General features: G+C 41.0%; 23 protein-coding genes. 10 read left to right on the forward strand and 13 right to left on the reverse strand.

The features are described 5' to 3' along the window. Positions 1–40 precede the first annotated feature (40 nt). The 3 genes from F887_RS11175 to F887_RS11165 all read left to right on the forward strand — a co-directional run bounded on the left by F887_RS11175 (position 41) and on the right by F887_RS11165 (position 3459). Positions 41–736 carry a hypothetical protein gene (locus F887_RS11175; protein ID WP_005293109.1) on the forward strand — a complete coding sequence of 232 codons (696 nt, stop codon included), beginning with the start codon at positions 41–43 and terminating at the stop codon, positions 734–736. Positions 737–792: 56 nt separating this feature from the next. Further along, positions 793–1512, forward strand: a complete 720-nt coding sequence (locus F887_RS11170; protein ID WP_005152097.1) for an MgtC/SapB family protein — start codon at positions 793–795, stop codon at positions 1510–1512. A gap of 114 nt (positions 1513–1626) precedes the next feature. After that, positions 1627–3459, forward strand: coding sequence for a monovalent cation:proton antiporter-2 (CPA2) family protein (locus F887_RS11165; RefSeq protein WP_005293112.1), 1833 nt, complete (start codon positions 1627–1629; stop codon positions 3457–3459). 47 nt (positions 3460–3506) lie between these two features. Here the strand turns inward: F887_RS11165 and F887_RS11160 are convergent, their stop codons facing one another. The 4 genes from F887_RS11160 to F887_RS11145 form a co-directional block, all read right to left on the reverse strand. Beyond that, positions 3507–4685 (reverse strand): benzoate/H(+) symporter BenE family transporter, encoded by a 1179-nt coding sequence (locus F887_RS11160; RefSeq protein WP_005293115.1) that lies wholly within the window; start codon positions 4683–4685, stop codon positions 3507–3509. Positions 4686–4793: 108 nt separating this feature from the next. After that, positions 4794–5444 (reverse strand): leucine efflux protein LeuE, encoded by a 651-nt coding sequence (gene leuE / locus F887_RS11155; RefSeq protein ID WP_005293118.1) that lies wholly within the window; start codon positions 5442–5444, stop codon positions 4794–4796. 72 nt (positions 5445–5516) lie between these two features. Then, positions 5517–6506 (reverse strand): transaldolase, encoded by a 990-nt coding sequence (gene tal / locus F887_RS11150; protein ID WP_005293121.1) that lies wholly within the window; start codon positions 6504–6506, stop codon positions 5517–5519. A gap of 114 nt (positions 6507–6620) precedes the next feature. Next, complete coding sequence (locus F887_RS11145) at positions 6621–7511, reverse strand: HTH-type transcriptional regulator AceR (protein ID WP_005293123.1); 891 nt, start codon at positions 7509–7511, stop codon at positions 6621–6623. 88 nt (positions 7512–7599) lie between these two features. Here F887_RS11145 and aceI point away from each other — a divergent pair, with 88 nt between their 5' ends. The 5 genes from aceI (at position 7600) to F887_RS11120 (ending at position 14362) form a co-directional block, all read left to right on the forward strand. Then, positions 7600–8028, forward strand: coding sequence for a chlorhexidine efflux PACE transporter AceI (gene aceI, locus F887_RS11140; RefSeq protein WP_005152117.1), 429 nt, complete (start codon positions 7600–7602; stop codon positions 8026–8028). A gap of 191 nt (positions 8029–8219) precedes the next feature. After that, positions 8220–8615, forward strand: a complete 396-nt coding sequence (locus tag F887_RS11135; RefSeq protein ID WP_005152119.1) for a tautomerase family protein — start codon at positions 8220–8222, stop codon at positions 8613–8615. A 168-nt stretch (positions 8616–8783) separates the two neighbouring features. Beyond that, complete coding sequence (gene mfd, locus F887_RS11130) at positions 8784–12245, forward strand: transcription-repair coupling factor (RefSeq protein WP_032862823.1); 3462 nt, start codon at positions 8784–8786, stop codon at positions 12243–12245. Between the two features lie 194 nt (positions 12246–12439). Further along, positions 12440–12874, forward strand: coding sequence for an HIT domain-containing protein (locus F887_RS11125; protein WP_032857985.1), 435 nt, complete (start codon positions 12440–12442; stop codon positions 12872–12874). A gap of 51 nt (positions 12875–12925) precedes the next feature. Then, a complete protein-coding gene (locus F887_RS11120) occupies positions 12926–14362 on the forward strand; it encodes an adenylate/guanylate cyclase domain-containing protein (RefSeq protein ID WP_005152124.1) in 1437 nt (478 codons plus the stop codon). A gap of 23 nt (positions 14363–14385) precedes the next feature. Here F887_RS11120 and F887_RS11115 read toward each other — a convergent pair whose 3' ends face one another. Continuing rightward, positions 14386–14832: an Rrf2 family transcriptional regulator gene (locus F887_RS11115; protein WP_005293129.1), complete on the reverse strand. Its 447-nt coding sequence runs from the start codon at positions 14830–14832 to the stop codon at positions 14386–14388. Positions 14833–14940: 108 nt separating this feature from the next. Here F887_RS11115 and F887_RS11110 point away from each other — a divergent pair, with 108 nt between their 5' ends. Then, positions 14941–15822, forward strand: coding sequence for an NAD(P)/FAD-dependent oxidoreductase (locus F887_RS11110; protein ID WP_032862824.1), 882 nt, complete (start codon positions 14941–14943; stop codon positions 15820–15822). A 57-nt stretch (positions 15823–15879) separates the two neighbouring features. On the opposite strand, the gene fdx is transcribed toward F887_RS11110, so the two are convergent. The 8 genes from fdx to F887_RS11070 form a co-directional block, all read right to left on the reverse strand. Next, complete coding sequence (gene fdx, locus F887_RS11105) at positions 15880–16218, reverse strand: ISC system 2Fe-2S type ferredoxin (RefSeq protein ID WP_005152126.1); 339 nt, start codon at positions 16216–16218, stop codon at positions 15880–15882. 17 nt (positions 16219–16235) lie between these two features. Further along, complete coding sequence (gene hscA / locus F887_RS11100; protein ID WP_005293132.1) at positions 16236–18095, reverse strand: Fe-S protein assembly chaperone HscA; 1860 nt, start codon at positions 18093–18095, stop codon at positions 16236–16238. Between the two features lie 38 nt (positions 18096–18133). After that, positions 18134–18652: a Fe-S protein assembly co-chaperone HscB gene (gene hscB / locus F887_RS11095; RefSeq protein ID WP_005152131.1), complete on the reverse strand. Its 519-nt coding sequence runs from the start codon at positions 18650–18652 to the stop codon at positions 18134–18136. An 84-nt stretch (positions 18653–18736) separates the two neighbouring features. Beyond that, on the reverse strand, positions 18737–19057 hold the full coding sequence (gene iscA / locus F887_RS11090; RefSeq protein WP_004807977.1) for an iron-sulfur cluster assembly protein IscA: 321 nt from the start codon (positions 19055–19057) through the stop codon (positions 18737–18739). A 29-nt stretch (positions 19058–19086) separates the two neighbouring features. Beyond that, the gene (iscU, locus tag F887_RS11085; protein ID WP_004652980.1) at positions 19087–19473 is read right to left on the reverse strand and encodes a Fe-S cluster assembly scaffold IscU; all 387 of its coding nucleotides are present in this window, start codon (positions 19471–19473) and stop codon (positions 19087–19089) included. Between the two features lie 90 nt (positions 19474–19563). Beyond that, positions 19564–20781 carry an IscS subfamily cysteine desulfurase gene (locus tag F887_RS11080; RefSeq protein ID WP_005293135.1) on the reverse strand — a complete coding sequence of 406 codons (1218 nt, stop codon included), beginning with the start codon at positions 20779–20781 and terminating at the stop codon, positions 19564–19566. Between the two features lies 1 nt (position 20782). Continuing rightward, on the reverse strand, positions 20783–21256 hold the full coding sequence (locus tag F887_RS11075) for an Rrf2 family transcriptional regulator (RefSeq protein ID WP_004807972.1): 474 nt from the start codon (positions 21254–21256) through the stop codon (positions 20783–20785). Positions 21257–21363: 107 nt separating this feature from the next. After that, positions 21364–22011, reverse strand: coding sequence for a hypothetical protein (locus tag F887_RS11070; RefSeq protein ID WP_005293137.1), 648 nt, complete (start codon positions 22009–22011; stop codon positions 21364–21366). Positions 22012–22220: 209 nt separating this feature from the next. Between F887_RS11070 and F887_RS11065 the strand changes: the two genes are divergently transcribed. Further along, a complete protein-coding gene (locus tag F887_RS11065) occupies positions 22221–22676 on the forward strand; it encodes a phasin family protein (RefSeq protein WP_005152136.1) in 456 nt (151 codons plus the stop codon). Positions 22677–22750: the final 74 nt, after the last annotated feature.

Consider the following 22750-nt stretch of genomic DNA (forward strand, 5'->3'; position numbering starts at 1 on the left):
GCAACCTGTTTAGTTTCTCACCTAAAATGGGGAGAAGCCTATGTTTTTTCACGCTTCCATTCAATGGTTTGCTGTTCTCAACGTATTTATATTGTGTGGATTGTTGTTCACACAAAAGAGTAAGGCTGGTCCACTCATCAATTCTGATGATGTGTCTATTACTACAGCACAGCATTGTCAGTTAGAAAGTACCTATCGTTATAACAAAGATCGAACTTGGTCCTATCAAGTTGTACCTGCCTGTAACCTCACTCAAAATTTAGAGGTTTCATTGGGTTATCATTCAAGTAAAGACATCGATCAGATTCATGGTTTTTCAGCGCAAGCCAAGTCCATTTTAAAGCCGATGGACAATGATTGGGGTGTTGCCAGTAGCTTGCTGCTGTCACGTGACGATGTTTTACATCACGGTGGCAATTTGGACTGGTTTTTTAATGTCCCTGTGAGTTTTCAACTTTTAAATCAACGTTTAGCTTTGGACACGAATCTAGGCTATCAGCATGCCAATGAACGCTTGCTACGCTGGGGTGTTGCCTCAACCTATAATGTGTCAGAGCGCGTTGGCTTAACACTTGAAACCTATAATCAAGACCGCCAAGCACCATTCTTCCAAACAGCGGTGCAGTATAGTCTTATCTCGAATATCCTCACATTAGAAGCATCCTTTGGTGACCGATTACATCGCTTAAAACAGCATTGGTTTGGGCTGGGTATAAGTTATACGCCATCATCATAATTGCCTTAAATTCAGTTTAGCCCTCATTAAAATCATTGATAATAAATAGGTGTAAGATGCAATTAAAATTTTTACAAAATATTGATTTATCGAATATCGCAGATACCTTGATCAGCCTGTCTGCCGCGTTCATTTTAGGTGCATTGATCGGACTGGAACGCCAGTATCGACAACGTACAGCAGGATTGAGAACCAATGTTCTTGTTGCTGTTGGTGCTGCCATCTTTGTTGATATTGCAACCAATTTAACTGGTGCAGAAGGGGCAGTTCGTGTGATTGCCTATGTGGTATCAGGCATTGGCTTCTTGGGTGCAGGTGTCATTATGCGTCAAGAAGGCAATATCCATGGTTTAAATACGGCTGCGACACTGTGGTGTTCGGCAGCGGTTGGAGCTTCTGCAGGTTCGGACTTGATCATTGAAGCGGTATTGGCTACTGGTTTTATTTTAGCGGCAAATACGTTATTAAGACCGATTGTCCATGTGATTGACCGTCGCCCAATTGATGATGACACCGAAGTCTTACATGTCATCTATATTATTTGCGATCGCAGTCAGAGTAAGGTGGTGATGGATGAGTTGAATCTAACATTGAAACATCATAATTATCCGGCCAAAGATATTGATGTCACGCCATTTGGTGAAAAAGAAGTTGAAATTGAAGTGACTTTGATCGCTACCTCGATTGAAGCCGAAGAAGCACAGCATATTATTAATCACCTCAATGCCATGCCACAAATTAGACAGGCATTTTGGGATAAGAATGCAATCAATTAGCCGTATTCTGCCTATTCTAAAGCATTGAATTGGGATGCATTATCCCATAAATGATATATAAGACTTTTATTGTTTCACATAAAATGAAACCAGCTTGAAAACAATGAGAACAGTATGAGTTCAGAAGCACATTCAATTAGTTTAATTGCGCCAGTGGTCTTGTTGGCCGCTGCTGTTATTGCCGTCCCTATTTTTAAACGTATCGGGTTGGGTTCAGTCTTAGGTTATCTCATCGCAGGATTGATTATTGGCCCCTTTGGTTTTGCCTTTTTCCACGATTCGGCCTCGATTCTGCATATCGCAGAACTGGGGATCGTGATGTATTTATTTGTGATTGGTCTGGAAATGCAGCCTTCACATTTATGGAGTTTAAGGCGTGAAATCTTTGGCTTGGGTACTTTGCAGATTATTGCCTGTGCCTTGGCATTGACGGGTGTTGGGATTTTATTTGGTTTTACTTGGCAGGTTGCATTCATTGGCGCGGCAGGCTTTGTCTTGACCTCAACTGCTATTGTGATGCAGCTCTTAGGGGATCGAGGAGATATTGCCCAACCACAAGGCCAAAAGATTGTCGCAATTTTATTATTTGAAGATTTATTGATTGTCCCTTTACTGGCCATCGTTGCCTTTATGGCACCCAATCACGTGGTTGAGACCACCTCAACCCGTTTAGAAAGTATCGGCATTGGCTTAATTGCGATTGCAGGTTTAATTGCTGCAGGGTACTGGTTGTTAAATCCACTGTTTAGATTGCTGGCTGCCGCAAAAGCACGAGAAGTGATGACGGCAGCAGCATTGCTTGTCGTTTTAGGCGCAGCCTTGCTGATGCAAGTTAGTGGACTTTCAATGGCGATGGGTGCTTTCCTCGCAGGAGTATTGTTATCCGAGTCAACCTTTAGACATCAAATTGAAGCAGATATCGAACCCTTCCGTGGTTTGTTATTGGGGCTTTTCTTCCTCGGTGTCGGAATGTCACTGGACTTATCTGTCGTTGCACAGAATTGGCAGCTGATTGTCAGTGGTGTTTTAGCCATGATGTTTGCCAAGGCCTTGATGATTTATATCGTGGCACGTGTCACCAAGAGTCCACATACTGAAGCTTTAGATCGAGCATTATTGATGGCACAGGGTGGTGAGTTTGCCTTTGTTCTGTTTGCGGCTGCTGTTAGTGCCCAAGTGATTGATAATTCGGTGAAGTCTAATCTCACTGCAATTGTGGTCTTGTCGATGGTCTTGACCCCAATTTTAGGCATTATCTTTAAGCGTTTCACTGAAACCAAAGATGAGATTAATTTGGATAATGTAAATATCGCCGAAGGCTTAAGTGGCAGTGTTCTGATGATTGGCTTTGGTCGTTTTGGACAGGTTACCAGTCAATTGCTTTTAGCAAGAGGTGTCGATGTTACGATTATCGATAATGACATCGACATGATTCAAAATGCCGAGAAATTTGGCTTTAAAATTTATTATGGCGATGGCTGTCGTTTAGATATTTTACATGCTTCAGGTGCATCTTCAGCTCAAGCCATCGTGGTCTGTGTGGACAGTAAAGACACCACCAATCGAATTGTCGAGTTGGTTACACATGAGTTTCCGTTGGCAAAACTGCTGGTTCGTTCTTATGACCGTGAACATTCACTCTATTTAGTCAAACAGAAAGTGGATTATATGATCCGTGAAACCTTTGAATCGGCGATTAAGTTCGGCGGAGTGATTTTACAAGAGCTTGGTGTTGATGAAGATGAAGTGCAACGCATTAGTGACGAAATTCGTGATCGCGATGATGAGCGTTTTGAAACAGAGATCGCTGCCGATGATGTTTATGCAGGTGTAGGCTTACAATATACGCATTCACATCCACGTCCAACAGCACCATTGATCCGTCCTAAAAAAGCAGGACGTATTTTAAATGATGAAGAAGCGCAGAAGGATTTGGAGGAAAAGTAGCATTTAAACGATGCTCCTCTCATCTTCTTGAATAAGCCTTAGTTCAACTAAGGCTTATTTTTTGCTTTAAATCTAAATAAGATCAGCACAAAGATACCTAATAATAAGCCCCAAAATGCCGAACCAATTCCCCAAAACTGAATACCAGAAGCACTGCATAAAAAGGTAAGCAGTGTGGCTTCACGTTCTTCAACATTTGAAAAAGCAACTGCAATGTTATGGCTAATTGTCGCGAATAAGGCAATTCCAGCCAGAGCGACAATAAAGATTTGCGGAAATGACATCAACAGGCTAACCAAGGTTGCTGCAAAAAGCCCCATGAGAATATAAAACAATCCACAGCTGATGCCTGCAATATAACGTTTGCTTGGGTCTGGATGCACTTGATCATCCAAGCTGACTGCGGCACTAATTGCTGCCAAGTTGTTTGAAAAACAGCCGAAAGGAGCAAATACTGCGTGTGCAATACCAGTCCAACCGACCAATTGATTGACATGTGGGTGGTAGCCATAGCTTTTGATCATGGCAATACCTGGAAGGTTCTGTGACGTCATGTTGATGACGAACAGGGGCAATGCCAGACCAAGTAAAGCAGACCATGAAAATGAGGGTTGCATCCAGATCGGTTGAGTCAGTGACCATGTGATTGCTTGTAGTTTAAAGTCAATAAACAATGGGCAAATTGCAGCACCTAAAATCACGGTCAGCACAATGCTATAACGTGGAAATAAGCGTTTTGAAACCAGATAAATCACCAGCATGCTCAGTACAAAACCAAGATGGCTTTCTAAGCTGCTGAAAATTTGGATGCCAAACTTTAACAGGATTCCTGCCAGCATGGCACAAGTTAAACTCTGAGGAATATGGGCCAAAAGTTTTTGGAAGATACCTGAGAAGCCAACAATCGCAATGGCAATACCGCAGATGAGGAAGGCACCTATCGCCTCATAGAGATCATAATGTCCAGTAGAGGCAATGATTAAAGCAATCCCTGGCGTTGACCAGGCGGTGGCCACGGGATATTTATACTTCCAAGAGAGAAGTAGGCCTGATAATCCAATTGCAAGACCCAAGGCCCAAAACCAAGAGCTGATTTGAGCGGTGTTGGCACCTAAAGACTGAGCACCTTGGATCACCAAGATTGCAGAAACACTAATACCAATCAGAAAGGTAATAAAACCAGCGAAAACAGCAGGGATTGAAAAATCTTGGATAAGACGTTGCATCTATGCATCTATACTTGTTTAAAATTTGTTGAAAAGTATATCGTTAATAAGCACTAAATCGTAGTTCTAAGATGATTGAATAAATTGATCATTTGATCAAAGTTCTGATTAGGAAATGGTTGAGGTTGCCAATCTTAAACCAAAACCAAAAAACAGGATGCCAACCAAACAAATGCCAGTTGCTGCCAGCTTATAATTATGCTTAAAAAATCCTGCCAATTTGATCCCTGAAAAAATCAAGGCAGTTAAATAGCTGAAACTGATGATTTGCAGAATAATTGCCAGAATTAAAAAGCTTAATGCGGGATAGGCATAACTTGGTTCAACAAACTGAACGAAGAAAGAGAGGAAAAACAAGATTGCTTTAGGATTCAGTAAGCTAATACTGAGTGCAGTACGATAGGGATGGATCTGGTCGAGTTTAGGTAAATCAGCAAGTTCAGCATTATGCGGTGGATTTTTCCAAGTCTGATAAGAACCCTGTAATAGCTTAAAACCCAAGTAAGCGAGATAACATGCACCCGTTATTTTTAGAATAATAAACAGAATGGGAAATGCTTTGAGTAAAGACGCTGCACCCAATACGGTACAGAGAATTAAAATAAAGTCGCCTGTAAATACCCCACAAGCGGCAGCATAACCTGTACGGATCCCATAGCGAGAAGCCACTGACATCACATATAAAGAGTTCGGGCCGGGGAGTAACACAATTAAGATTGTACCAATAATATAAGTGGTTAAATCTGTTATGCCGAACACGATGAACTCATTAAAAAACCGATTTTCGCTAATATAACAAAAATCGGTTTTTATAGGTGAAAAATCGACTAATTATGGTTTGATTTCAGCATCAATACCAAAAGATTGACGCAGCAATAAACTGAGCTGATCTCGGGCCTTGATAAACCCATCAATGCCGCCTTGCAGCAATTGAAATGCCATCAAGTCTTGTTCAAGTTCGGCTTTAAAGCTGTCTTTGTTTTGTGCTGGGCGTTCAATTTTTTCTGCTTGTTGAGCAAATTCAGCACTGAGTTGAGGCTCAACAACCTGTTGGTCTTGTTGCAACTGAGCCAATAGATTTGGTGCAATGGTGAGTAAGTCACAACCTGCGAGACCAAGGACTTGTGCAGTACTACGGAAACTCGCTCCCATCACTTGAGTTGGAATACCATGCTGTTTGTAATAGTTATAAATCTTCTTCACAGAAAGCACACCCGGATCTTGAGCAATCGGGTATTGTTCTACACCTTCAGCTTTTTTATACCAATCCAAAATACGCCCAACAAAAGGAGAGATCAGGGTCACTTTCGCATCTGCACAGGCTTGCGCTTGATGTAAACCAAACAATAATGTGAGGTTACAAGGAATTCCTTCAGCCTCTAAGACCTTGGCTGCTTGGATCCCTTCCCAAGTCGACGCGATTTTGATCAGAATACGTGATTGTTCAATACCATAACCTTGGTAAAGTTTTGATAATTCACGGGCTTTGGCAATCGTCGCGTCAGTATCATAAGAAAGTGAAGCATCAACCTCTGTTGAAACACGACCTTCAATCAGTTTTAAAATTTCGACGCCGAATTTTACAGTTAAAATATCAATGGTGCGTTCGATTAATTCATCACTTTGATAGCCTTCCTGCTTTGCTTGCGTATATGCATCTTCAATCAGTTCTTTGCTTTCTGGTTGTTCAGCGGCAGCAGTAATCAGTGATGGATTGGTTGTTGCATCTAAGGGGCGAAATTTTTCGATCGCCTCTAGATCACTACTATCGGCAACAACGGTGGTCAAATTTTTTAATTGGTCTAATGCGGTCTGAGTCATTGATATAGCGTTCTTACTTAAACATATTATTGGTAATTTCTTTTATAACACAATCTAGCCGAAAGCAAAGCATCGCTTTTGTTGGCAGCGTTATTCCTTAAAGTTATCTATATATTACTTGGCGTGTTGGCGCTGTTTACGAATATGATCAATCAAGAATCTCGCTGCGGCGCCTAATTCACTTTCACGGCTCCACACCAGATCTACGTAGTATTCAAATTTGGGGGTGAAATCGTAAAGCTCTAAAATTTTCAATTTTTTCTTTAGCTCAGGATTTTCATTAAACATCTCTAAAGGAAGCACCCCCCAACCTAAGTTACGTACAATCATCATACTGGCAGAATGATGATTATCTGTTCGCCAATAGTCTTTGGAATAGAGCAACTCTGGTTTGATGGTGTTATCACGGCTGGCGACAACAATTTGACGAGTTTGCACCATTTGCTCAAATGACACTTGATCCAGTTCTGCTAAAGGATGGTTTTTAGCAATCACGGGAACCAACGCTTCTCGCTTTAACTCCACAAATTGTTCACGGCTATCCAATTGTTCTCGCTCAAACATCAGTGCGAGTTGCGCCGATTGATCAAGCAGCATCTGTAAGGCGTCTTCTTGCGGTGCAGAGAAGATGTTGATCGCCAGACTTGGAAAGTGTTGCCCAAGTAGGGTGATGTAATCAGTCCAGTTGGTATGCAATAGTTCAGAAACCACCACAATATTCAGAGTGGATTCCAGTCCAGTGCTTAAGGCATGGGCATGTTGCTTCCATTGATTCATTTCAATCAACAGTTGCTGGGTTTTCTCATACAGCACCATAGCCTCTGCTGTCGGAACGGGTTCACGTCCAACACGTTCAAATAAGTTGAGATTGAGGTCAATTTCTAAATTGGCAATTGACATGCTGACCGCAGAAGGTACTTTGCCTAATTTGCGTGCTGCAGCTGAAAAAGAGCCTGTTTCAATCACGGTTTGAAACATGAGTAATTGTTCTTGATTAATATTCATCTGTCAAAAAAACTGAAAGAACCTGATTGGATTGATCAATATTATAAAAATAAAATAGCGACTATCCAAACAACAGAGTGTTATAGAAATGTTGATTTCCAAAAGAAGACTCGTTCATGCAATTAGCTATGAAGTGATTTTATTGGTCATCATCGCGATTGCGTTAAGTTTTATTTTTAGTATGCCACTTGAAGTAACAGGTATCCTCGGTACGATCATGGCTGTTATTTCCGTATTCTGGAATATGATCTTTAACCATTACTTTGAGAAAATTGAGCATAAATACCAGTGGGAAAGAACGATCCCAGTACGTATCCTACATGCGATTGGATTTGAAGGCGGCCTGATGCTCGCGACAATCCCTATTATTGCGTATTTAATGAACATGAGCTTTATTGAAGCTTTGATTCTAGATTTTGGTTTGACGATGTGTATTTTGATTTATACATTTATCTTCCAATGGTGTTATGACATTGTGGAAGGGCGTTTCTTTCCAAATGCAAAACTCGCATCTTAATCGTCAGATCATCAAAAGCATTCTTCGGAATTTTCGGAGGATGCTTTTTTATTTTCATCAAATTAGGGTGATTTGATTACAGTATTGATAAAGTCAGAAGCATAAAGTTTATTTAATATCATAAGAGAAGGTTTTAGAAAAATAGTAAAAAGATAAAGATTTCATCACGCTAGATCGTAGGAGAATAAAAAATGCCGAGTGTGCTTATCGAAGTCAGGCAACAATATACAATAGACGTAGAACTTGGAATTATGGAGGCAGTCCATTCGGCACTTAGAAGTGCGTTTAAAATCATGCCCAGTGATCGAAATGTGCGTTTAGTCGTGCATGAGCCGCATCGTTTTCAGTGTCCACCAGAAAAGACTCAACCTGAATGCTATACATTAATTAGCATTGATGCTTTTCTTGGGCGATCTTTAGATGCAAAACGGCAGCTTTATAAACAGATCGTTAGCAACCTTGAACCGATTGGTATTCCTAAAGACCACGTCAAAATAATGTTAAGAGAATTACCCTCAGAGAATTTTGGTATTCGTGGTGGGCAGGCAGCCTGTGATGTCAATGTCGGCTTTAAAATTGACGTATAAAATAAGGTCGCTGAAAAGAAAGCTCTAACCGAGCTTTCTTTATTTTGAAATAAAGAAATAGCCTAAGTAAATTAAAATGCATTTAATTCAACAGCGAATTTCTTCTTTAACTAAAAAACATCATGCTAAAATAGGGGACTTATCTTTTTAGATTGCATGATTTTCTCTATGTTTCAACAAGAAATCTCTCAATTAAACCTACAACAATTTAAAGCGGGTGAAAAACGCTGGATCGGTTCCTTACTTGGATCATCTGCGGCACTATTATTCAAAGAAATTGCGACCCAAAGCACCAATCTATACGTCATTATTGCAAGAAATAATCAACATCTAGCACAGCTTGAAAGCGAACTTGAATTTTACGGAATCAAACCCGTCATTTTCCCTGATTGGGAAATCTTGCCTTATGACCGTTTATCTCCGCATCAAGATATCGTCTCAGAACGTTTGGCAATCTTATCAAATATGCCACAAAAGGGTATTTTGCTGGTTTCTGCCAGTACCTTGGCGCAACGTGTTGCACCCTATTCATGGGTAGTAGGTGAACACTTTGATATTAAAGTTGGTCAAAAACTTGATTTAGAAGTACAGAAAAAGCAATTGGTACAAGCTGGTTATCGCTTAGTAGACACAGTTTATGATCATGGTGAATTTGCTGTACGCGGTAGCATCATGGATATTTATGCATCGGGGCAAGATCAACCGATTCGCATTGATTTGTTTGATGATGAAATTGAAAGTTTAAAGTTCTTTGATCCAGAGACGCAAAGAACCACAGAATCATTAAAAAACTTTACCGTGTTACCTGCAAAAGAGTTTCCACTAAAAGAAGGGCGTTCGACTTTTAGAGATCGTTATGCAGAAAGCTTCCCAACTGCAAACCCTAAGAAAAATCCAATTTATCAAGATGTGTTAGACGGGATTGCGACGCCTGGTTTGGAATTCTATTTACCTTTATTCTTTGAAAAGAAGGTGATGGAAGCACAAAGTATGCTTACTACATACTTACCTAATAATTGCGTTGTCATTACAAATAATGAAATTGAAAATGATTTAATCAACTTCTGGAAAGAAGTTGTACGACGTTATGAAGACCGTCGTCATAACATTGACCAACCGATTTTGCCACCAGAAGAATTATTTTTAATGCCGAATCATGTGTTGCAGGCATTGAATCAATTTCCTCGAATTTTAGCTTCTGCAGAAGCTTATGACGATAAAGCAGGTGTACTTAATATTGTCGCGGAACAGCCACCGAAACTGGCGGTTGATCCTAAAAAAGAGCAACCTTTTGCAGCGGTGAAACATTATATCGACCAAGTTAAACATCCTGTTTTATTGGTGGCTGAAAGCGCGGGGCGTCGTGAAACTCTGAAAGATGCTTTGCGTTCCATCTTGGGTGATATCCAAAATGTAGAAAGTTTTGCTCAATTCCAAAAAGCACAACTACACATTGCGATTACCAGTGCACCTTTAGATCGCGGTTTATTACTCACCAATCAATTGTCGGTGATTTCAGAAAATCAGCTTTATGAACATCGCGTGGTGCAACGCCGCCGTAAACGTCAGCAAGAAGTTTCCGAAGAGTTCTTGATTCGTAGCTTAACTGAGCTGAGCATTGGCGCACCTGTGGTCCATATCGATCATGGTGTTGGGCGTTACGCAGGTTTAATTACTTTAGAAATTGATCATCAAGATCATGAGTTTTTACAGCTGGATTATGCGGATGCTGCAAAAGTTTATGTACCAGTAACCAATTTGCATCTGATCAGCCGTTATAGTGGCGGTGATCCAGACTTAGCACCGCTGCATAAATTGGGTACAGATACGTGGAGCAAGGCGAAACGTAAGGCTTTAGAGCAAATCCATGATGTGGCAGCGGAATTACTGCATATTCAAGCACGTCGCCAATCTAAACCTGGTTTTGCCTTTGAACTGGATCATACTGGATATATGCAATTTGCCAGTGGCTTTGCTTATGAGGAAACTCTCGATCAGGCCAATGCGATTGATGCGACCTTGCATGATATGCAGCTTGCCAAGCCGATGGATCGGCTGGTGTGTGGTGATGTCGGCTTTGGTAAAACTGAAGTGGCAATGCGTGCCGCATATGTGGCAGTGCAGAATAATAAGCAAGTTGCAGTATTGGTTCCAACCACGCTTTTGGCACAGCAGCACTATGAGTCGTTTAAAGACCGTTTTGCTGATACCGCGGTACGTATCGAAGTGTTATCGCGTTTTGGCAGCAATAAAACCCATCTGAAAATTATTGAAGATCTGGCTGAAGGTAAAGTCGATATTGTGGTGGGCACACATAAAATCTTGCAAGAGAACATACAATTTAAAAATCTTGGTTTGATGATCGTTGATGAAGAACATCGCTTTGGTGTTCGTGATAAAGAACGGATCAAGGCTTTGCGTGCCGATGTCGATATGTTGACTTTAACTGCGACACCAATTCCACGGACCTTAAATATGGCATTCTCTGGTATGCGTGATTTATCAATCATCGCAACGCCGCCAGCACGTCGTTTAGCCGTAAAAACCTTTGTACAAGAACATACCGATGATTCAGTCAAAGAAGCCATTCTACGTGAGTTATTACGTGGTGGTCAGGTCTACCTCTTACACAATGAAGTCGATACCATCGAACGTGCTGCTGAAACAATCCGCAACTTAGTGCCAGAAGCACGTGTTGCGGTTGCGCATGGGCAAATGCGTGAACGTGAACTGGAACAGGTGATGCAGCAGTTCTATCACAAAGAATATAATGTATTGGTCTGTTCAACCATCATCGAAACAGGGATTGATGTACCCAATGCCAATACCATCATCATTGAACGTGCTGACAAGTTGGGACTTGCACAGCTGCATCAATTACGTGGTCGTGTTGGACGTTCGCATCATCAAGCGTATGCCTATTTGCTGGTTCCATCGCTAAAACATCTCAAAGGTGATGCTGAAAAACGCCTAGATGCCATTCAACGAGCCTCAACGCTAGGTGCTGGTTTTATGCTGGCGACCGAAGATTTGGAGATTCGTGGTGCAGGTGAGTTGTTGGGTGAACAACAAAGTGGTTCAATGCAAGCGATTGGTTATAGCCTGTATATGGAAATGCTTGAGAAAGCAACTAAAGCTATTCAGAAAGGCAAGACACCGAACTTTGATGCGCCTTTATCATTGACTGCCGAAATTAATTTGCACATGCCAGCCTTGATTCCGGATGATTATCTTGGTGATGTGCATCAACGCTTGTTGTTCTATAAACGCATCAGTGGTACCGATACCCAAGAAAAACTGGATAATATCCGTATGGAGTTGATCGACCGTTTTGGTATTCCTCCACAACCTGTGAAGCAATTGTTTAGTGTCCATCAGCTTCGCTTACGAGCAGAGCAACTTGGAATCACCAAAATTGATATCAACAGTAATGGTGGCTATATCGAGTTTGCGCCAGATACACCCGTACAAGCGTTGAGTATTATCCAACTGATGCAGAAGAATCCAACCTATTATCGAATGGAAGGTGGGCAACGTCTCAAAGTCATGGTGCAGTTGGCTGAATATGACAAGCGAATACAGTTCATTGTTGATCTTTTGAATAAGCTTTTGAGTGAGCTCGATCGATAGGCTGAACACCATAAAGTGATGGTTAATTGAGCAGGTTCTGTTTTTTGCATGACATCTTGATGTTTTTGATCAGATGTTCATGCAATAAATGAGGAAAATCATTGTTATTTGTAATCAAACGGGTTACTAATAATATTCACATCAAAACTGATGTGATAGTATTGATCATCATTATTTTGCATCATTATAAAGATATGTTTAGTTTGCATCCACAACTTGCTCAAGATACATTTTTTGTAGGCGATTTCCCGCTTTCAACATGTCGTTTAATGAATGATATGCAATTTCCATGGCTAATCTTGGTGCCACGTGTACCAGGCGTAACAGAATTATATGAATTAAGCCAAGCAGACCAAGAACAGTTTTTACGTGAATCAAGCTGGTTATCAAGCCAACTGTCACGTGTATTCCGTGCAGACAAGATGAATGTCGCAGCTTTAGGAAACGTTGTTCCTCAGCTTCATTTTCATCATGTGGTCCGTTATCAAAACGATGTTGCATGGCCTAAGCCAGTGTGGGGAACACCAGCTGTGCCTTATAGCAATGAAGTACTAGCACACATGCGTCAAACGTTAATGCTTGCATTGCGTGGACAGGGCGATATGCCATTTGATTGGCGTATGGACTGATCCAGAAAATAGAATAAATACAGTATTCTATAATAAAAAAAGGAGGATAGAGTGCCACTAGATAGGTTGATTGATAAAGAACCTAGACAGTTTGCTTATTTTCATCGTTTGATGGGATATTCGATTCTGTCACTAATTCTGGTAATTTATACATTTACCTCAACTAGTGCTAGCTATCAACTCTACCTTCTTCCTTTATTACTTATTTATTTTCTGCTTTGTCCTCGTTTAGAAAAATGGCTGCAATATAAATTTGATAAAAAAATAGAAAAAAATGTTCTTTTCGGCAATGAAGCAGTCATTATTGCGTTGGTTCTCGCTGCATTGCATCTCAGTTTAGTTCCCACCTTTACCATTCTATTTGGATTGCTTTATGTGGGGCTGAACAATAAGATTTCCTTGCCCGTCTCATGTTTAATCGGATTGATTGGGGTCATTGTTTTCTATTTCAGTACCTTTGTGATTTTTGGCGCTGAAGAATACTTTGAACCGACCAATCCTGAATTAACAGTCGTGAGCCTGCTTGGTTTGATGATGTTTATCGTGATTGGTAACTATTACCAGCACCGTCGCTTGAATATTCTAGGCCAACAACGCCAGCATTATCATAATCAAATGACGCGTTATATTGCTTTTGCGAATCAACTGAGCCGCTATGCGCCATTACAATTGTGGCAGTCCATCATGCGTGGTGAGGCTGAGGCAAAAATTGAATATAAACGTAAGAAATTAACGATTTTCTTTTCTGATATTCAAGGCTTCACCGAGCTTTCTGAAACCTTAATTCCAGACGATTTAGCCTTCCTGCTGAATGATTATTTGAGTCATATGACTGAAATTGCAAAACAGTATGAAGCGACAGTCGACAAGTTTATGGGCGATGCGATTCTTATTTTCTTTGGTGACCCCAACTCGCAAGGCGTTGAACAAGATGCAAAATCTTGTGTAGAAATGGCGATTGCGATGCGTCAACAAATGAAATTGTTACGTGAACGCTGGAAGAAAATGGGTTATCCAGCCTTACATATTCGTATGGGTATCAGTACGGGTTATTGTCACGTGGGTAATTACGGCGCTTCTCATCGTATGGCCTATACCATTGTTGGTCGTGATGTAAATTTGGCAGCACGTTTGCAGTCTGCTGCGGAAGTTGATGAAATTCTGATTGCAGATGATACTCATCAACTGATTAAAAACGAGTTTTTATGTGTACCGAAAGTGCCGATCTATTTAAAAGGCATTCAAGGCCCAGTGAAAACCTGGCAGGTGATGGAGAAATTCACAGGCAAGAAATCAGATACACAAAAATGGTTTGATTTCGATTATAAAGGCTTTCATTTGGTCTTAAATCTGGAAGAAGTACAAAACTATGAATATCCTGAATTGGTCGAAATTCTGGAAAACATGGTGCAGCGTATCAAGACCCAGCAAAAGATTACCAATGCGCAAGGCATTCCTAAACTGACTTTAGATGACGAAGTCAGATAATAATAAGCATCATATCTAATTCGTTAATCAGTCGTTTTATGTGCATGAACTTCATATAAATGGTCAAATTCAAGCGCTAAAGAGGCGAGTGTGGTTGCCTGAAGTTGTCGGGTTAAGATAGTTTTGGCATCTAGTATGGCGTGATCTAAAGCTGCATTCACGACACGTTCAACTAAGCATTGTGGATTTTCCCTTTCATTTCCAATCGCAAAAATAGTGGGTTCACCCACAGCTTGATAAATATCCCAAAGCGTAATTTTCTCTAAATTACCTGTTAATTGCCAGCCACCGCCAGCGCCTTTTTCTGAGTGTACAAAACCAGCTTTTTTTAGACCCGACATGGTTCGTCTAACCACCACAGGATTGGTCGATAACATATGAGCGATTTCATCTGACGTGAAGGTCTTATTTTGTCTTGCCATGTGAAGTAGCACATGAAGCATTCGGGAAAGTTTACTGTCGGTACGCATCAGATGAATGGAAAGAAATAAAGAATAGATTTAAATGTAACATCAAAAGTTGCAAATTGAAATAAAAAGTATTAATGTAACTTTTGAAGTTACATTATGGTGAGAAAGATGCAGTACGATGTTGCAATTATTGGTGGAAGTTATGCGGGTTTGTCAGCAGCGATGCCATTGGCGAGGGCACGCAGAAAAGTAGTCATTATTGATGCTGGTCAGCGCAGAAACCGTTTTGCAGAGCATTCACATGGCTTCTTAACCCAGGACGGTAGCAAGGCCAGTGAGATTGTTCACATTGCAAAACAGCAGGTTTTAGCTTATCAGACTGTGGATTGGGACGATGGACGGGTAAAACGTGTAGAAAAAGTTGAAGGTGGTTTTGCGGTATGTATTGATGCCACTCGTTCAATCACTGCCAAACGCTTGATTATTGCAGCAGGAATTACGGATCAGCTTCCTGAAATTTCGGGCTTGGCTGAACGCTGGGGTAAAAGCATTTTTCATTGTCCTTACTGTCATGGTTATGAACTGAATCAAGGTAAGATTGGCATTATTGCCAGTTCTGAGCATGCTGCACATATGGCGATGATGTTGCCAGATTGGGGCGATACCACGCTGTTCTTAAATGATTATCCTGTAGCCGATGAATTACTCGACCAATTAGAAACTCGGGGTGTTACGGTCGAGAAACGATTCATTCAGCAAATCATTGGACATAGTGATGTCTTACTTGCAGATGGTTCTGTTATTCAACTGGATGGTATTTTTGCAACCACCAAATGTACTATTGCTCAGGAATGGATTTTCAAGCTAGGTTGTGAGATTGAGCAGAATACAATGGGAGAGGCAATAAAGACCAATGCCATGAAGGAAACATCAGTGACAGGTATTTTTGCTTGCGGTGATGTGGCTCGTTTAGGCGGTTCAGTACCGCTTGCAGTGGGTGATGGCACGATGGCAGGTGCTGCCGCACATCGATCTTTAATTTTTGGCTGATCATAAAAAAGCTAGAGATCAACTCTAGCTTTTTTATGTCTGTGGAAACCAGTCGACTTAATGATTTTCCGAAGCATGGTTGATGGTGTATTTAGGAATCTCAATTTCTAAATCTTCATCAACAATCTCAACCTGACAAGACAGGCGCGAGTCAGGCTCTAAGCCCCATGCACGGTCAAGCAAGTCTGCTTCTACATCATTCATCTCTTCAAGGCTGTCAAAACCTTTACGCACAACCACATGGCAGGTCGTACATGCCGCTGACATGTCGCAAGCATGTTCGATTTTAATGCCTTGTTTTAATAAACTTTGGCATAGATTGGCGTTTTGTTCGACTTCAAATTCTGCACCTTCAGGGCAAATTTGTGCATGAGGAAGAACTTTAATACGTGGCATATTGATCACCTATACCTTTAGTTTGAGTTTGACCAATCTTCAAGTTTCGTACCTTTTAAGGCATGGTCAATATGTCGGTTCATACGAAGCGCAGCAAAGGCATCGCTATGAATTTTAAGCTGTTGAACAGCATGCTCAATCGCTGCAAGCTCATTTGTTTTAAGACGGGCTTTTAACGCTTCAGCAGCAAGAATTAAATCACGAGCCTGTTGCTGTGAAAGTAAATCGGTATCTGCTTTCAAAGCTTGCTCTAATGCTTCCAGCTCACGTTGCGCTTCAACTTTGGTCTCTTGTAAGTGACGAAGATGCTTATCTTCCTCAGCATATTGGAAACCTTCTACCAGTAAGCGCTCAGTATCCGCTGACGATAGACCATATGACGGTTTGATATCGATTTGCGCTTGAACACCAGACGTTGTTTCTTTAGCCGATACCGTCAGTAAACCATCTGCATCAACTTGGAAAGTCACTTCAATGCGTGCTTGACCTGCAGTCATTGGGGGAATGCCATGTAACACAAAGCGACCTAATGAACGGCAATGTTCAACCAAATCACGCTCACCCTGAACCACATGAATCAACATGGCAGTTTGGCCATCTTGATACGTGGTGAATTCTTGACGGCGTGCAACAGGAATCGCTGTATTGCGTGAAATCAGACGTTCAACCAACCCGCCCATGGTTTCTAGGCCAAGAGAGAGTGGGGTGACATCAAGTAGCAAAGAACCATCTTGGCTATTGCCAATCAGCTGGTTTGCAGTAATTGATGCGCCAATTGCAACCACTTCATCGGGGTTGATTGTGCAGAGTGGCTCACGTTTAAATAATTCACGAACTGCTTTCTGTACTGCATAAGAGCGAGTTGAACCACCCACTAAGACCACATGTTCAATTTCATCGAGTTCAAGTTTAGCATCACGTAATACGCGTTTGCATACACTCATGGTTTTATCGAGTGCCACTTGAATAATGGTTTCAAATGTTGGGCGGTCTAAAGTCAGACGGTCATCTAATAGTTTTAACTCAGCAGAATCATGATCTGTTAAATATTCTTTGGCTTGTCGTGCAGCCATTATGAAGACAGCATATTCTTCGTCGCTTAAGGTCTCGATATTGAGCTGTTTTTTCGCCCATTTTACGATTAAGCGGTCAAGGTCATCACCACCAAGCGCAGTATGTCCACCTGTTGCCAGAACTTCAAAGACGCCTTGTGAGAAACGTAAAATCGATACGTCGAAGGTACCACCACCGAGGTCGTAAATGACATAGTTGCGATCCGTGCTGAGATTGGTGTCTTGATCCAATCCATAAGCTACGGCAGCAGCAGTAGGTTCGTTGAGTAAACGTAGAACATTTAAGCCCGCAAGCTGTGCAGCATCACGCGTAGCTTGGCGTTGTGCTTCATCAAAATAGGCAGGCACAGTAATCACCGCACCATTCACAGGATTGCTTAAACTTGCTTCAGCGCGATCTTTTAACTGTTTTAAAATTTCAGCAGAAATTTCGACTGGTGTCTTACGTCCAGCAGCTGTTTCAAATGCAGGCATTTCATTTTCTGCACCAACAAGGGTGTATGGATGCTGAAATTTGATATCTGCTTGTGAGCGACCCATAAAACGTTTTACTGAAACGACTGTGTTTTTCGGGTCAGTCAGCATAAAAGGTTTAGCTTCATAGCCAAACGTCGTTGCGTCCTTTGCATAGTGAACAATAGACGGCAGTAATACTCGGTCTTTGTCATCTTGTAGGACTTTCGGTTTTCCCGATAGCACTGTCGCCACTAAAGAGTGGGTTGTCCCTAAGTCAATGCCGATCGCGATACGATGTTGATGCGGGGCAGTAGCTTGACCAGGTTCAGCAATTTGCAAAAGCGCCATGCGTGCGGTATCCCTTGAAAATAATCGGTAACAGCGGATTAAAAATCATCATCGAGGTCGAAGCTTTCTTCTTCGTCCAACATGCGATCTTCAGCTTTATCAATATCATTCATAACACGTTGGAAAAAACGTAATTTACGAACAGTATCACGTGCTTCGGCCCAGTCTTCGTCAGCAAAATCGATTTTAAATTCGCGAACTAAACTATCAATCCACTGTTGAATTTCAATTTTTAACGTATTGAGTTGCTCTGTCGACGTTGCTTCATCCAATTGTTCACGCATTTCGAGTGCTGATTGCAAAAACTCAAAATCACTAATGGATTGGTCAAGATGGTGATCTTGTTTTTTTAAGGCAAGCAAATACGCAGCACGACTATCAACTTGTGAAAGTACTTTATACGCTTGATTGATTTCACTCGACTTGATCAATGCCTGATCTTTGTCGCTGGCCTTATCGGGGTGATATTGCTGTTGCAAACTTAAAAACTGTTTTTTTAAAGCTGCTAAATCTATATCGAGTGCTTCGGGTAATTGGAACAACTCAAAATGATTCATGGGAGATGAATTCCGCTATTGATAAATACGTTAAAACAGTGCGGAACACACTGTTTTGACGAAAAGAAAGAGGGGTGCTGCAAGTTAAACAGTAAATGATTCACCGCAACCACATTCACCTTTTTGATTTGGGTTGTTAAATTCAAAGCCTTCATTGAGACCATTTTTCACATAGTCCATCTCTAAACCATTGAGATAAACTAAGCTTTTAGGGTCAACAAATACTTTAACGCCGAGTTGTTCAAATACCTGGTCATGCGTATCGACATCATCGACAAACTCAAGTACATAAGCCAACCCAGAACAACCCGAAGTTTTCACACCAATACGAATACCTTCACCCTTACCGCGATTTTGCAGGTAATTGCTGATGTGACTCGCAGCATTTTCAGTTAAATGGATCATGAAAACTCCAATGTTATTTCGGTCATCAATTAAGCTTTCGCTTTTTTGCCACGATAGTCTTCAATCGCAGCTTTAATTGCATCTTCAGCCAATACAGAGCAGTGTACTTTTACTGGTGGAAGCGCAAGCTCAGTCGCAATATCAATATTTTTGATTGATTGAGCTTCATCAAGCGTTTTACCTTTTAACCATTCGGTTACAAGAGAGCTTGATGCAATTGCAGAACCACAGCCATAAGTTTTGAAGCGAGCTTCTTCAATTACGCCATTGTCATCGACTTGAATCTGTAAACGCATTACGTCGCCACATGCTGGTGCACCGACCATACCTGTACCTACGTTTTCTGCATTTTTGTCTAAGACACCAACATTACGAGGGTTTTCGTAATGATCAATTACTTTTTCGCTATAAGCCATGTTGCTTCTCCAAACCTCGGGGTCAGCCTAATATTAATATGAGGGTTAAAATACGCTTTTCAATGAGTGCTCAATTGAGCAATGCATGAATTAGTGTTCAGCCCATTCAACTGTTGAAAGGTCGATACCTTCTTTGTACATATCCCAAAGCGGAGAAAGTTCACGTAATTTCTCTACAGCAGCTTTGGTAATTGTTAATACATGGTCAATATCAGCTTCAGTTGTGTATTTACCAAAACTAAAACGAATTGAACTGTGTGCTAACTCATCAGATAAGCCTAACGCACGTAAAACGTATGAAGGCTCTAAAGTTGCAGATGTACATGCTGAACCGCTTGAAACAGCAACGTCTTTCAGCGCCATCATCAATGACTCACCTTCAACGAAGTTGAAGCTCACATTTAGATAGTTTGCAACGTTTTGAGTAGGGTGGCCGTTCAAGAACACTTGTTCAAGTTCTTGTAAGCCATTCCAAAGCTTGTCGCGTAATTTACGAATGCGCTCTTGCTCTGCTTGCATTGTTTTGCCTGCAATTTCAAAAGCTTCACCCATACCAACAATTTGGTGTGTCGCTAAAGTACCAGAACGCATACCACGCTCATGACCACCACCGTGCATCTGTGCTTTTAAGCGAACACGTGGGCTACGGCGAACGAAAAGTGCGCCAATACCTTTAGGACCATAAATTTTGTGGCCAGAGAAACTCATCAAGTCGACTTTCATAGTTGAAAGATCAATTTCAACTTTACCTGCTGCTTGAGCGGCATCGACGTGGAAGAATGTCTTATTGGCACGTGTTAACTCACCAATTGCAGCAACGTCTGTTACGGTACCGATTTCGTTGTTCACCATCATGAGGGATACAAGAATCGTATCTGGACGTAAAGCTGCTTTCACCATTTCAGGTGTAATTAAACCTGTACGTGGTTCTGGCTCTAAATATGTAATTTCGAAACCTTGTTCTTCTAGCTCACGGCAAGGATCTAACACAGCTTTGTGTTCGATTTTACTTGTAATGATGTGTTTGCCTTTTGAACCGTAGAACTGAGCAATTCCTTTCAATGCAAGGTTGTCAGATTCAGTTGCGCCAGAAGTCCAAACGATTTCACGTGGATCTGCTTTAATTAAGTTTGCAACTTGCTCACGCGCATATTCAGCTTTTTCTTCGGCTTGCCAACCATAAGCATGTGAACGTGACGCAGGGTTACCAAAAGTTCCTTCGAACGTTAAACACTCCACCATACGTTCTGCAACTTCAGGCAGTACAGGAGTGGTTGCTGCGTAATCAAGATAAATTGGACGTTTCATGTCAAATACCTGTAACCGATAGAAGGGCTGAATCTAAACTTGGTGAATTCTGGCGTAGAGCAACAGTTTGAACGTTGTCACGCGCAATTAAGTCAGCAAGTGTGATTTTTGCGAGATAATCGGCAATATGGTGGGAGAGTTCTTGCCATAAGTCGTGCGTTAAACACATTGCACCATTCTGGCAGTTGCCTTTGTGGTCACAACGGGTTGCATCAACAGTTTCATTTACAGCTTCGATAATTTCTAGCACGGTGATTTCACTTGCAGTGCGCGCAAGGTGATAGCCACCATTTGCACCACGAACGCTTGAAACTAACCCATGACGTTTAAGTTTTGCGAATAACTGTTCTAAATAAGCGACTGAAATGGATTGGCGTGCTGCTATTTCCGCAAGCGTGATCGTTTGTTCAGTTGGCTGCAAAGCTAAATCAAGTAGAGCAGTCACTGCGTAACGACCGCGAGTTGTAAGACGCATGATTCGGTACACATGGTTAGACTAGATGTCTAAATTTTATGAATTCCGACTAAAATAGTCAAGTTTTAAATTGCCAATATCAGCGTGAAAAGTGAAATATATTGGAATTATTGTATCCACGTATTATAAACAAAAAAGGCAATGAAAATAAAGCTGAATACCGCGAAGCTAATATTAATCAAGCGTTGACGCTTTTGCAGGCGATGAATACGGTTCTGATATTGCTTTACTTCCACCAGTAAAGTGTTGATTTCGGTGCGTTGCTGATCGATTTTATCTAAAAGTGGGGCAATACGTTGCTGAGATGCAGCTGCTTCAGCTTCATCGTTAAATAGGCTAAACCATTGTTTCCAATTTGCAAAAATACTTGTGAGTGTGAGATGGGGGAGCAAGTCTAGAAATTCTTCTGCCAGTGCAGAGTCACCCAAGATACGCATATTGGTGATGCTACGCTGATTGTTAAACACAAAAATCTTAATCAGATCGATGAGTGTGCTATTAATTTCTAAATCAATGGTCCGATCGAGTGCTTTCATATCAAATAAAAGACCCTTTTCGGTAAATTGAATATAAAAGTCGAAAAAAGGGATGTAGCTATTGATTCGAATCGTCATGTTGCGATTGATCAATTTTTGGGCTTGCAGGCGTAATGCCGCATCGTGTGTAAGGATGAAGGAGAAAAAAGTTTCTAAAACAATGATGACAATGTTTAGCAACAAATGGGGATGTTTATGTCTTTGTTGCGTATCACTCATAGATCTCTTTTTCCTTACCAATAGCGTTGTGAAACAATATCGTCCGTAAACTTGAGTATCCTTACTCAATTGTTAAAAATAATTTACATGACTTTATTGCTTTGTAGAACAGTTTTTTAAAACGATCAAGTCTTAACTTTGATATTATAAAAACATTTTTATGGTTAAATACGACATACTGTTTGTAAAGTGCTTAGGAGCAATGGTCAATGGATAACTCAAATATAGAAAATCCTAATGAAGAAGCTGAAGTAAAAACTAAGCAAAAATCAAAGAGTTCTAAGAAATCTGCACTAGATTTCAAAAAATATACACAACAAATTTGGCTTGCGGGTTTAGGCGCTTTTTCACGTGCAGAAGAAGAAGGAAATAAATTGTTTGACTCGCTGGTCAAGGTGGGAGAAGAACTGGAATCTAAAACGGTCGATTTCGCAGACAATACTGTCGGTAAGGTGACAGAGAAAGCCAAAGAATCTGTGACAGATACCAAAGACAAAGTTGAGAAGATTCTGGATACAGGTGTGAATCATTCACTCAACCGTATCGGTTTGGTCACACCAAAGGATCTTCAGCACATCGAACAGCTTCTTGTACAGTTGCATATTAAGGTGGACGCTTTAATCGAAGAAAATAATCAATTGAAGGCCAAATTGAATAAAAAGTAAAAAAATGGCAGGTAACTCGTCTGTTTATGTCGTATTTCAGTATTTATTTTAATTAAAAGGTCTTTCTAGTATTG

This window comes from Acinetobacter sp. NIPH 2100 (genome assembly GCF_000369805.1).
GTDB lineage: Bacteria > Pseudomonadota > Gammaproteobacteria > Pseudomonadales > Moraxellaceae > Acinetobacter.